Source organism: Streptomyces murinus (assembly GCF_002154555.1).
Taxonomy (GTDB): domain Bacteria; phylum Actinomycetota; class Actinomycetes; order Streptomycetales; family Streptomycetaceae; genus Streptomyces; species Streptomyces murinus.
Genome location: NZ_MUNF01000261.1, coordinates 1 through 11708, shown reverse-complemented (window position 1 = coordinate 11708; position 11708 = coordinate 1). Strand labels below are relative to the sequence as shown.

Annotated in this window: 10 protein-coding genes and 1 pseudogene; 2 read left to right on the top strand and 9 right to left on the bottom strand. The window is 74.1% G+C overall.

Annotated features, from left to right (window positions below):
- The 6 genes and pseudogenes from CCN72_RS17345 to CCN72_RS17320 all read right to left on the bottom strand — a co-directional run.
- Positions 1-315 (bottom strand): annotated as a pseudogene (locus tag CCN72_RS17345) (hypothetical protein); the annotation flags it as partial.
- Between the two features lie 101 nt (positions 316-416).
- Positions 417-1214, bottom strand: coding sequence for a type III pantothenate kinase (locus CCN72_RS17340; RefSeq protein ID WP_085565916.1), 798 nt, complete (start codon positions 1212-1214; stop codon positions 417-419).
- Between the two features lie 5 nt (positions 1215-1219).
- The gene (gene nadC, locus CCN72_RS17335; RefSeq protein WP_086808304.1) at positions 1220-2197 is read right to left on the bottom strand and encodes a carboxylating nicotinate-nucleotide diphosphorylase; all 978 of its coding nucleotides are present in this window, start codon (positions 2195-2197) and stop codon (positions 1220-1222) included.
- A 29-nt stretch (positions 2198-2226) separates the two neighbouring features.
- A complete protein-coding gene (locus CCN72_RS17330; RefSeq protein ID WP_086808303.1) occupies positions 2227-3924 on the bottom strand; it encodes an L-aspartate oxidase in 1698 nt (565 codons plus the stop codon).
- Positions 3921-4922, bottom strand: a complete 1002-nt coding sequence (gene panC, locus CCN72_RS17325) for a pantoate--beta-alanine ligase (RefSeq protein ID WP_086808302.1) — start codon at positions 4920-4922, stop codon at positions 3921-3923. Before panC ends, CCN72_RS17330 begins: the two co-directional genes overlap by 4 nt.
- Positions 4919-5929, bottom strand: coding sequence for a Rossmann-like and DUF2520 domain-containing protein (locus CCN72_RS17320; RefSeq protein WP_086808301.1), 1011 nt, complete (start codon positions 5927-5929; stop codon positions 4919-4921). Before CCN72_RS17320 ends, panC begins: the two co-directional genes overlap by 4 nt.
- 192 nt (positions 5930-6121) lie before the next feature.
- Here CCN72_RS17320 and CCN72_RS17315 point away from each other — a divergent pair, with 192 nt between their 5' ends.
- Complete coding sequence (locus tag CCN72_RS17315; RefSeq protein ID WP_244174273.1) at positions 6122-7309, top strand: threonine aldolase family protein; 1188 nt, start codon at positions 6122-6124, stop codon at positions 7307-7309.
- Between the two features lie 43 nt (positions 7310-7352).
- Here the strand turns inward: CCN72_RS17315 and CCN72_RS17310 are convergent, their stop codons facing one another.
- Both CCN72_RS17310 and CCN72_RS17305 read right to left on the bottom strand, forming a co-directional pair.
- Positions 7353-8024 (bottom strand): response regulator, encoded by a 672-nt coding sequence (locus tag CCN72_RS17310; RefSeq protein WP_085565910.1) that lies wholly within the window; start codon positions 8022-8024, stop codon positions 7353-7355.
- 31 nt (positions 8025-8055) lie between these two features.
- Positions 8056-9261, bottom strand: a complete 1206-nt coding sequence (locus CCN72_RS17305; protein ID WP_086808299.1) for a sensor histidine kinase — start codon at positions 9259-9261, stop codon at positions 8056-8058.
- A 118-nt stretch (positions 9262-9379) separates the two neighbouring features.
- Between CCN72_RS17305 and CCN72_RS17300 the strand changes: the two genes are divergently transcribed.
- Positions 9380-10405, top strand: coding sequence for an SAM-dependent methyltransferase (locus tag CCN72_RS17300; protein ID WP_086808298.1), 1026 nt, complete (start codon positions 9380-9382; stop codon positions 10403-10405).
- A gap of 75 nt (positions 10406-10480) precedes the next feature.
- On the opposite strand, the gene CCN72_RS17295 is transcribed toward CCN72_RS17300, so the two are convergent.
- The gene (locus tag CCN72_RS17295; RefSeq protein ID WP_085565907.1) at positions 10481-11632 is read right to left on the bottom strand and encodes an NADH-quinone oxidoreductase subunit D; all 1152 of its coding nucleotides are present in this window, start codon (positions 11630-11632) and stop codon (positions 10481-10483) included.
- Between the last annotated feature and the right edge of the window lie 76 nt (positions 11633-11708).

Genomic DNA, 11708 nt, shown 5'->3' with positions numbered 1-11708 from the left:
GGCGCTGGGCGCCGCGTACCGGCCGGTGCCGGACGATCTCGCGGCGCCCAGCGCCTCCTCCAGAAGAGCGAAGTAGCCGGCCGCGGTACCGGGCAGCGCGGCCCGATAGCGGTCCAGATCGGCCAGCAGGAAGGCGCGCAGTCTCACCCCCTCGTGGATCGCCTCGTCGAGCGACTCGGCGAGCCGGAGGCAGTCCTGGACGTCCTCGGCGGACGTGCGGCCGGGGTGAAGGGCGAGGGCGAGGGCGCGGCGGAGCACACGCAGCTCCTCCGCGCCGAACGCCATGCCGCCGCGGGATCCGTATGGCGTGGGCATGCGGCGACGCTATCGCTAATCGGACAAAAGTGACACAACGGGATGATGTGTCGCGGGGGTTTCCCTCTAAAGCCTCGGCGGAATCCCAGGCATCGGAGGGATCAGAGCCGCGACACGTTCCGCTCGTACACCAGCCGCAGTCCGATCAGCGTCAGCCAGGGCTGGTGCTCGTCGATCACCGACGCCTCGCCGAGCACCATCGGCGCGAGGCCGCCCGTCGCGATCACCGTCACGTCGTCCGGGTCGTCCGCCAGCTCGCGCGCCATCCGGCCCACCACTCCGTCGACCTGGCCCGCGAAGCCGTACACGATGCCCGCCTGCATGGCCTCGACCGTGTTCTTGCCGATCACGCTGCGCGGCCGGGCGACCTCGATCTTGCGCAGCTGGGCGCCCTTGACGCCCAGCGCGTCGACGGAGATCTCGATGCCGGGGGCGATGACACCGCCCACGTACTCACCGCGCGCGGAGATCGCGTCGAAGGTGGTCGCCGTACCGAAGTCGACCACGATCGCCGGACCGCCGTACATGTCCACCGCCGCGAGCGAGTTGACGATGCGGTCGGCGCCGACCTCCTTGGGGTTGTCGGTGAGGATGGGCACGCCGGTCTTGACGCCCGGCTCGACCAGCACCGCGGGCACGTCGCCGTAGTAGCGGCGGGTGACCTCGCGCAGCTCGTGCAGGACCGAGGGGACGGTGGCGCAGATCGCTATCCCGTCGATGCCGTCGCCCAGTTCGTCGCCGAGCAGCGGGTGCATGCCCATCAGGCCCTGGAGCAGCACCGCCAGCTCGTCGGCGGTGCGCCGGGCGTCGGTGGAGATGCGCCAGTGCTCCACGATGTCCTCGCCGTCGAACAGGCCGAGGACGGTTTGCGTGTTGCCGACGTCGATCGTGAGCAGCATGGCCGTTACTCCGCCTCCCGCAGGTCCAGGCCGATGTCCAGGATCGGCGAGGAGTGGGTGAGCGCGCCGACGGCGAGGAAGTCGACGCCCGTGTCGGCGTAGGCGCGCGCGGTCGCGAGCGTCAGCCGGCCGGAGGCCTCCAGGAGCGCCCGCCCGTCGACGATGCCGACGGCCTCCGCGCACTCGCCGGGCGTGAAGTTGTCCAGCAGGATCAGGTCGGCGCCCGCCTCCACGACCTCGCGCAGCTGGTGCAGCGTGTCGACCTCGACCTCGATCGGCACGTCCGGGAAGGACTCCCGTACGGCCTTGAACGCCTCGGCGACGCCGCCCGCGGCGACCACGTGGTTGTCCTTGACGAGGGCCGCGTCCGACAGGGACATGCGGTGGTTGACGCCGCCGCCCGCGCGGACCGCGAACTTCTCCAGGGCGCGCAGCCCCGGGGTCGTCTTGCGGGTGTCGCGGACCTTGGCCTTCGTGCCCTCCAGGGCGTCCGCCCACGCGCGCGTCGCGGTCGCGATGCCGGACAGCCGGCACAGCAGGTTCAGCGCGCTGCGCTCGGCGGTGAGCAGGTCCTGGGTGCGGGTGGTGACGGACAGCAGCCGCTGCCCGGCCTCGACCCGGTCGCCGTCCTCCACATGCCGCTCGACCTCGAACTCGTCCGTGCAGACCACGGAGAGCACGGCCTCGGCGACGCGCAGCCCGGCCACGACGCCCGCCTCGCGCGCGGTGAAGTCACCGGTGGCCACGGCCTCCTCGGAGATGGTCGCGACCGTGGTCACGTCCACCCCGCCGGCCAGGTCCTCCTGGATGGCCACGGTGGCGATGTCCTCGACCTCGACCGGGTCGAGCCCGGCGGCGGCCAGCAGCTCGGCGAGCACGGGGTCCAGCCCGCACTCCAGGTACTCCTCGTCGTGCTCCGCGCCGCAGCCACAGCCGTCGCCGCAGCCGCCGGTCGTCACGAGGGGAAGGTCGTCGGTGCTCACGTCTGTCACTGCTCCTGTGGCGCTGGATATTACCGGGTAGGGGGAAAGTCTGCTGTGTCGGTGGGGCGCACCGCCAGCGAACGGTCCGGATCGAGCGTGACGACGATATGGCGCCGCCAGTGGGCGTCGTCGCGCTCGGCGTGGTCCTCGCGCCAGTGGCAGCCGCGGGTCTCCTCGCGCAGCTGGGCGGCGGCGACCAGGACGCGGGCCACGCACAGGAGGTTGGTGGCCTCCCAGGTGTCCACGCCGGGCTCGGCGGTCTTGCCGTGCACGTCCAGGGCGTCCCGGGCGTCCGTGTGCAGCCGCTGGAGCTGCTCGGCGGCCCCGCCGAGGGACTCCGCGCTGCGCAGCACGCCCGCGCCCTGGGTCATGATCCGCTGGATGGCGAACCGGGACTCGGGGGCGAGCAGCGGGTGCGCGGGCCTGTCCGGGTGCGGGACCGGCTCGGGCACCCGCGCGGGCAGGCCGTCCGCGGCGCGCTCGGCGACGATGTCCGCGACGATCCGCTCGGCGTAGACCAGGCCCTCCAGGAGGGAGTTGGAGGCGAGCCGGTTGGCGCCGTGCACGCCGGTGCAGGCGCACTCCCCGCTCGCGTACAGGCCCGGCACGGTGGTGCGGCCGTGGTCGTCGGTGCGCACGCCCCCGGAGGCGTAGTGGGCGGCCGGGGCGATCGGGATGGGCTCGGTGACCGGGTCGATGCCGTTGGCCCGGCAGGCGGCCAGGATGGTCGGGAAGCGGTGCTCCCACATCTCGGCGCCGAAGTGGCGGGCGTCGAGGAACATGTGCTCGGCGTCCCGCTCCTGCATCCGCCGCATGATGGCCTTGGCGACGATGTCCCGGGGCGCCAGCTCGGCCAGTTCGTGCTGCCCGGCCATGAAGCGCACGCCGTCGGCGTCGACCAGGTGGGCGCCCTCGCCGCGCACCGCCTCGGAGACCAGCGGCTGCTGGCCCTCCGCGTCGGTGCCGAGGAACAGCACGGTCGGGTGGAACTGCACGAACTCCAGGTCGCTGACCTCGGCGCCCGCGCGCAGCGCGAGGGCCACGCCATCGCCGGTGGACACCGACGGGTTGGTGGTCGCGGCGAACACCTGGCCCATGCCGCCGGTGGCGAGAACCACCGCGGGGGCGTGCACGGCGCCCACGCCGTCGTGCTGGCCCTCGCCCATGACATGCAGGGTGACGCCCGCCGTGCGGCCCTCGGCGTCCGTGAGCAGGTCCAGGACCAGCGCGTTCTCGACGGTGCGCAGACCGCGCGCGCGGACCGCCTCGACCAGCGCGCGGGAGATCTCGGCGCCGGTGGCGTCGCCGCCCGCGTGCACGATCCGGCGCCGGTGGTGGCCGCCCTCCCGGGTGAGCGCGAGACCGCCCTCGGAGGACTCGTCGAAGTGCGCGCCGGTCTCGATGAGCCGTCGTACCGCCCCCGGGCCCTCGGTGACCAGGAGGCGTACGGCCGTCTCGTCGCACAGGCCGGCGCCCGCCACCAGGGTGTCGTCCAGGTGCTGTTCGGGGGTGTCGCCCTCGCCGAGGGCTGCCGCGATGCCGCCCTGGGCCCAGCGGGTGGAGCCGTCGTCCAGACGGGCCTTGGTGACGACCACCGTGGTCAGCCCGGCGGCCTCGCAGCGCAGGGCCGCGGTCAGCCCGGCCACGCCGGAGCCGACGACGACCACGTCCGCGGCGATGGCCCAGCCGGGGGCGGGCGCGTGCAGTCGTATGCCGGTGCTGGTCACGAGGCGGCTCCCAGGGTGCCGAAGGTGAGCGGGAGATTGTCGATCAGCCGGGTGGCGCCGACCCGGGCCGCGACGGCGAGGACCGCCTCGCCGGTGAAGTCGTCGCCGATCTCGGTGAAGTCGGACGGGTCGACCAGGGCGAGGTAGTCCGGTTCGAGCGGCGGGTCGTAGCGCGTCGCCTCGTCCAGGACCTGGCGGGCGGCGGCGCGGACGGCGGCCGGGCCGCCCGGGGCGGCGGTGGCCACCGCGTGCGCGTCGGCGGCCGCGCGGGACTCCCCTATCGCGCTCAGCGCCTCGGCGCGCGCCTGGGTGGCGGGCACTTCCAGGGCCCGCGCGCGCAGCGCCTCCTGCGCGGCGTGCCGGTCGCGGCCGGCGAACAGCGCGCGGGACAGGGCGAGCGCGGTGCGGCGCTCGTCGGGCGACAGGAAGCGGTTGCGGCTGGACAGCGCGAGGCCGTCCTCCTCGCGCACGGTCGGCACGCCAACGATCTCGATGCCGAAGTTCAGGTCCCGCACCATGCGCCGGATCAGGGCGAGCTGCTGGGCGTCCTTCTGGCCGTAGAGGGCGACGTCGGGGCGGGTGAGGTGGAGCAGCTTGGCGACGACGGTCAGCATGCCGTCGAAGTGGCCGGGCCGGGAGGAGCCCTCCAGGCGTTCGCCCATCGGGCCCGCGGTGACGCGGACCTGGGGGTCGCCGCCGGGGTAGACCTCGTCCACGGAGGGCGCGAACACGGCGTCGGCACCGGCCTGTTCGGCGATCTTCAGATCGGCTTCCAGGGTGCGCGGGTAGCGGTCCAGGTCCTCGCCCGCGCCGAACTGGAGCGGGTTGACGAAGACGGTGACGACGACCTCGCCGTCCGGGCCCGCGATCTCGCGCGCGGCGCGGACGAGGGTGGCGTGGCCCTCGTGCAGGGCGCCCATGGTCATCACGACGGCGCGGCGGCCCTTGCGGGTGCGGGCGTGCAGCTCCTGGGCGGTGTGGAGCAGGGCGGTGGTCATCGGTCGTTCCCCTCGGTGCCGGTCGGGCCGTCGGTGCCGTCGTTGTCGTCGCTCTCGATGCCGGGTGTGCCGGGCGGGCCGTCCGGGCCCGGTGCGCCCGCGGCCGTGCCGTCGGCCAGCGCACCGAGCAGGTCCTCGGCGAGTTCGGGCTTGAGCAGGCCGTGCGCGAGGGCGCGGTCGGCGGTGGCGCGGGCCATCGCGACGTACCCCGAGACGGCGGCCGGGGCGTGCTTGCGCAGCTCGACGAGGTGCGCGGCGACGGTGCCCGCGTCCCCGCGCGCGACCGGCCCGGTCAGGGCCGCGTCCCCGGAGCGCAGGGCGTTGTCCAGGGCGGCGCCGAGCAGCGGGCCGAGCATCCGGTCGGGGGCCTCGACGCCGGCCGTGCGCAGCAGCTCCATGGCCTGGGCGACGAGGGTGACCAGGTGGTTGGCGCCGAGCGCGAGGGCCGCGTGGTAGAGCGGGCGGTTCTCCTCGCTGATCCACTCCGGCTCGCCGCCCATCTCGATCACCAGGGCCTGGGCGGCCAGGCGCAGTTCCTCGGGCGCGGTGACGCCGAAGGAGCAGCCCGCCAGGCGCTGGACGTCGACGGCGGTGCCGGTGAAGGTCATCGCGGGGTGCAGGGCGAGCGGCAGGGCGCCGGCCCGCAGGGCGGGGTCGAGGACCTTGGCGCCGTACCGTCCCGAGGTGTGCACGAGCAGCTGCCCCGGCCGGACGGCACCGGTCTCGGCGAGGCCGGTGACCAGGGCGGGCAGCACATCGTCGGGGACGGTGAGCAGCACCAGGTCGGCGCGCTGGAGGACCTCGGCGGGCGGGACCAGGGGCACGCCCGGCAGAAGGGCCTCGGCGCGCCTGCGGGAGGCGTCGGAGACACCGGAGACGGCCACCGGGCGATGCCCGGCGAGCTGGAGGGACGCGGCCAGCGCGGGGCCCACCCGGCCGGCGCCCACGACGCCGACGGTGAGCCGCGCGGGGCGGTCCTGGTGGTCTTGCTGGTGGACTGTACTCACGCGACGGCGGCCTTCCCGTTCCAGTCCGCTTCGGGTACCGGACGATGTACCGGACGATTTCTCGTCATGTTAACGCTATCTCGGTCCGGCGCCGACCGGTTGTCCACAGGCTGTGGGTTTCACCACCCCCCGGCGGCGGGGCCGCGGAATTCCCGGTGCCCCGGGCGGCCCCGGCGCGGCATGATCCCGGGCATGACCGAGACATCTGGGCAGGACACACACGCCACGACCGAGGAGCGGACGGAGCCTACGGCCAGGGAGCGGTGGGCGGCCGTACGGCGGCGGGGCGCACGCCGGCTGAACCACGCGGCGGCGGGCGACTCGCTCCGCGAACGCCTCGCCGACCTGGCGGAGGCGGGCGCGGAGGTCTACGACCTGGACGAGCCGGCCGACATCTACGGCAACCGGATCGTCGCCGGCCTGGAGGAGCGGGTCGCCGCGCTGCTGGGCACCGAGGACGCCGCGTTCTTCCCGTCGGGCACGATGGCCCAGCAGGTGGCGCTGCGCTGCTGGGCGGGCCGCACCGGCAACCCCGCGGTGGCCCTGCACCCCCTCGCCCACCCCGAGGTGCATGAACGCAACGCCCTCAGCCAGGTCAGCGGGCTGCGCCCGGTGCACGTGGGCAGCGGGATCAGCCAGCCGACGGCGGCGGAGATACGCGGCCTGGCGGAGCCCTTCGGTGCGCTGATGCTCGAACTGCCGCTCCGGGACGCCGGTTTCGTGCTGCCGACCTGGGAGGAGCTGACCGAGCTGGTCGAGGCGGCGCGGGAGCGGGAGGCGGTGGTGCACCTCGACGGCGCGCGCCTGTGGGAGTGCACCGAGCACTTCGGGCGCCCCCTGGCGGAGATCGCGGGCCTGGCCGACAGCGTCTACGTGTCGTTCTACAAGTCCCTCGACGGCCTCGGCGGCGCCGCGCTCGCCGGGCCCCGGACGCTGATCGAGGAGGCGCGGACCTGGCGGCACCGGTACGGCGGGCAGATCTTCCAGCAGTTCCCGACCGCGCTGTCCGCGCTGATCGGCCTGGAGCGGGCGCTGCCCCGGCTGCCCGAGTACGTCCGCCACGCGCGCGTGGTCGCCGGCGCGCTGCGCGAGGGGTTCGCCGAGGCGGGGCTGCCCTGGGCGCGGGTGCATCCGGAGGTGCCGCACACCCATGAGTTCCAGGTCTGGCTGCCGTACGCGCCCGAGGTGGTGGCCGAGGCGGCGCTGCGGCAGGCCGAGGAGACCTCGGTGGCCCTCTTCCCGGGCCACTGGTCGGGCGCCGCGGGTCCCGGCATGGCCTGCACGGAGGTGTCCGTGCGCGCGCCCGGCCTGGAGTGGACGGCGGAGGAGGTGCGGGCCGCCGTACGGGACTTCGTACGGCGGCTGCCGGGGCGGGACTGAGGAGGAGGGCGCCGGGGGCTGCTCGGTGCCGGGCGTCCGCGGCTCAGCGGTGGCCGCCGGCCCGCACCAGGCCGGTCTCGTAGGCCAGCACCACCACCTGCACCCGGTCCCGCAGCCCCAGCTTGGTGAGGATGCGGCCCACATGGGTCTTCACGGTCGCCTCGGACAGCACCAGCCGGGCCGCGATCTCCCCGTTGGACAGGCCCTGTGCGACCAGCACCATCACCTCGCGCTCCCGCTCGGTGAGCCGCTCCAGCTCCTTGTGCTTGGGGTCGCGGCTGCCGGAGGGCAGCATCGGCGCGAACCGGTCCAGTAGCCGGCGCGTGGTGGAGGGCGCCACCACCGCGTCACCGCTGTGCACGGCGCGGATGGCGGCCAGCAGCTCACCGGGCGGCACGTCCTTGAGCATGAAGCCGGACGCGCCCGCCTTCAGCCCGGAGAAGGCGTACTCGTCCAGGTCGAAGGTGGTCAGGATCAGCACCTTGGGCGCATCGGGCTGCTCGCAGATGCGCCGGGTGGCCTCCACGCCGTCGAGCTTGGGCATACGGACGTCCATCAGGACGACGTCGACCTTGGTGGAGCGCAGCGCCTCCAGGGCCTCGACGCCGTCGCCCGCCTCGGCGACGACCTCCATGTCCGGCTGGGCGGCGAGCACCATCCCGAACCCGGTGCGCAGCAGCACCTGGTCGTCGACGAGCATCACGCGGATCGTCATCGGGGTCCTTCTTCCATCCGTCTTCGGTGACTCAGTGCGCCGGTTTGAGCGGCAGAAGGGCGCTGATACGGAACCCTCCGCCGGGACGCGGCCCGGCGTCCAGGGTGCCGCCGACCATGCCGACGCGCTCGCGCATCCCGATCAGGCCGTGCCCCCGGCCGTCGGCGCCGCCCTCCTCGTACAGCTCCTGCGGGGCGCCCTTGCCGTCGTCCTCCACGAGCAGGCCCAGACCGTCGTCGAAGTAGACCAGACGCACGCTGGCGCCCGTGTTCGGACCGCCGTGCTTACGGGTGTTGGTGAGCGCCTCCTGCACGATCCGGTACGCGGTCAGCTCCACCCCGCTGGGCAGCGGGCGCGGGGTGCCCTCCACCTTGAAGTCGACGGGGAGGCCGGAGCGGCGGCACTGCTCGACCAGCTCGTCGATCTGCTCGACGTCGGGCTGCGGGACGTACTCCCCGCCCTCCTGGTGCTCACCGGTGCGCAGCACGCCCAGCAGGCGACGCATCTCGGCGAGGGCCTGGCGGCCGGTCGAGGAGATCGTCTCCAGGGCCTTCCTGGCCTGGTCGGGGGCGGCGTCCAGGACGTAGGCGGCGCCGTCGGCCTGGACCACCATCACGGACACGTTGTGCGCGACGACGTCGTGCAGTTCCCGGGCGATCCGGGCGCGCTCGGCGGCGACCGCGACCTTCGACTGCGCCGCGCGCTCCTTCTCCAGACGGGCCGCGCGCTCCTCCAGCTGGGCGAAGTAGGCGCGCCGGGTGCGCATGGAGTCGCCGAGCACCCAGGCGAGCGCGAACGGCACGGTCTGGAAGACCACGATGGCGATCCGCCCGAGGAAGCTGGAGTGCTCCGCCGGCCAGCGCAGCTGCGCCATGGTCGCGGCGCAGAAACTGGCGACCAGGGCGAGCCGGGAGGCCCAGCGCGTGCCCATCGTGGCGACCGTGTAGGCGATCACCAGCAGGGCGAAGTCGGCGACGGTCGTCTCCACGTCCAGCACCAGCTGGGCGAGGCCGGTGGCGAGCGCGAGCAGCAGCATCGGCTCCGGGAATCTGCGGCGCAGCGCGACGACGACGCACAGGACGGCGGAGACCGCGACCGCCGCGGCGAGCGAACCCCGGTGGGCGGGCGTCCCCTGAAGATTGGCCTCGCTCAGCACCGACAGCCCGAACAGGACGACGGCCCAGAAGGAGTCGACCCCGGTCGGGTGGCGGCGGAGGAAGTCGTAGAGGCGCTGCACGTAACCCAGAGTAGGGAAACGGAATGCCCGACCGGGTCAACCGGAGGGCCGATCCGGGCCCGGCGGACGTACTCCCCAAGGTGGAGGAGATGATCATCTACGGGCCTACTCTGGTGCCGTGACGCAGGAGACACCGGGGCAGCGGCGGGACACGCCCGAAAGCCCGCGCGGCTGGCGGGCGGCGGCCCAGGAGGCCCTGTACGGCCCCGCCGGCTTCTACCGGCGCCCGGAGGGGCCCGCCGGGCACTTCCGTACGTCCGTGCACGCCTCACGGCTCTTCGCGGGGGCCGTGGCGGAGCTGCTCCAGCGGGTCGACACGGCGCTGGGACGGCCCGCCGCGCTGGACTTCGTGGACATGGCCGCCGGGCGGGGCGAACTGGTCGCCGGTGTGCTCGCCGCCCTGCCGCGGGAGGTGGCGGCGCGCGTGCGGCCGTACGCCGTGGAGATCGCCGGCCGCCCCGACGGCCTGGACGAACGCGTCGCCTGGCGCGGCGAGCCCCCGGCGGAGATCACCGGGCTGCTGTTCGCCAACGAGTGGCTGGACAACGTGCCCGTGGACGTGGCCGAGACGGACCCGGCGGGTGTGCCCCGGTACGTGCTCGTCGGCGACGACGGCACCGAGCGCCTCGGCGACCCGGTGACCGGCGCGGACGCGGACTGGCTGGCGCGCTGGTGGCCGCTGGGCGCCGAGGAGGGGGCGCGGGCGGAGATCGGGCTGCCCCGCGACCGGGCGTGGGCGGCGGTCGCGGGCCGGGTGGCGCACGGGCTCGCGGTGGCCGTGGACTACGCCCACACCGCCGACGCGCGCCCCCCGTTCGGCACCCTCACCGGCTTCCGCGCGGGCCGCGAGACGACCCCCGTACCGGACGGGACCTGCGACATCACGGCCCATGTCGCCCTGGACGCGTGCGCGGCGGCGGACGGGCGCCCGGCCCCCGCGCGCCTGCTGACCCAGCGCGCCGCTCTGAGCGCCCTCGGCGTCAGCGGCGGGCGTCCCCCGCTGGCGCTCGCCGCCACCGATCCCGCCGCCTATGTGCGCGCCCTCGCGAGCGCCGGGGAGGCCGCCGAACTCTCCGCCCGGGGCGGCCTCGGCGACTTCGGCTGGCTGCTCCGGGCGGTGGACATCGCGGACCCGCTGGCCTGAGCCGGCCTGCCGACCGGGCCGGGCCTGCTTGCGGATGCCGCCCGCTTGCCGAGACTGCCTACTCGCCGACGCCGCCTACTTGTCGATGTCGCCGACCACGAAGAACATCGAGCCCAGGATCGCCACCATGTCCGCGACCAGCGTCCCGGGCAGCAGCTCGGTCAGCGCCTGGATGTTGTTGTACGACGCCGAGCGCAGCTTGAGCCGGTACGGGGTCTTCTCGCCCTTGCTCACCAGGTAGTACCCGTTGATCCCGAGCGGGTTCTCGGTCCAGGCGTACGTATGGCCCTCGGGCGCCTTCAGCACCTTCGGCAGCCGCTGGTTGATCGGTCCCGGCGCCAGCTGCGCGATCCGGTCCAGGCAGGCGTCCGCGAGGTCCAGCGCGTTGTGTGTCTGCGCCAGCAGCACCTCGAAGCGGGCCAGGCAGTCGCCCTCGCTCCGGGTGACGACCTTCAGCGTGTCCTGGAGCTCGCCGTACGCCAGATACGGCTCGTCGCGGCGCAGGTCGAAGTCGACGCCCGAGCCGCGCGCGATGGGCCCGCTCACCCCGTAGGCGTGCACCGCCTCGGGAGCGAGCGCGCCGACCCCGCGTGTGCGCCCCCGGAAGATCTCGTTGCCGAGCACCAGGTCGTCGAAGACGTCCATGCGCGAGCGCACCGCCGCGACGGCGGCCCGGGCGCGTGTCGTCCATCCGGCGGGCAGGTCCTCCTTGAGGCCGCCGACGCGGTTGAACATGTAGTGCATGCGCCCGCCGGAGACCTCCTCCATGACGTTCTGGAGCACCTCGCGCTCGCGGAACGCGTAGAACACCGGGGTGATCCCGCCCAGTTCCAGTGGGTAGGAGCCGAGGAACATCAGGTGGTTGAGCACCCGGTTCAGCTCGGCGAGCAGGGTGCGCGTCCACACCGCGCGCTCGGGCACCTCCATGCCGAGCATCCGCTCCACGGCGAGGACCACGCCCAGCTCGTTCGAGAACGCCGACAGCCAGTCATGGCGGTTGGCCAGCATGATGATCTGCCGGTAGTCCCGCGCCTCGAAGAGTTTCTCGGCGCCGCGGTGCATATAGCCGATCACCGGCTCGGCCCGCACGATGCGCTCGCCGTCCAGCACCAGCTTGAGCCGCAGCACGCCGTGCGTGGACGGGTGCTGGGGCCCGATGTTGAGCACCATGTCGGTGCTCTCCGCGGCACCGCCGATCCCGACCGTGGTCTGCGTCGTAGGACTCATGCCCCCAGTTTCCCCCATGCCGCGACGCACGAGGGCCCGGCTCCCCCGAGCGGGAACCGGGCCCTGTGCGTCGCGG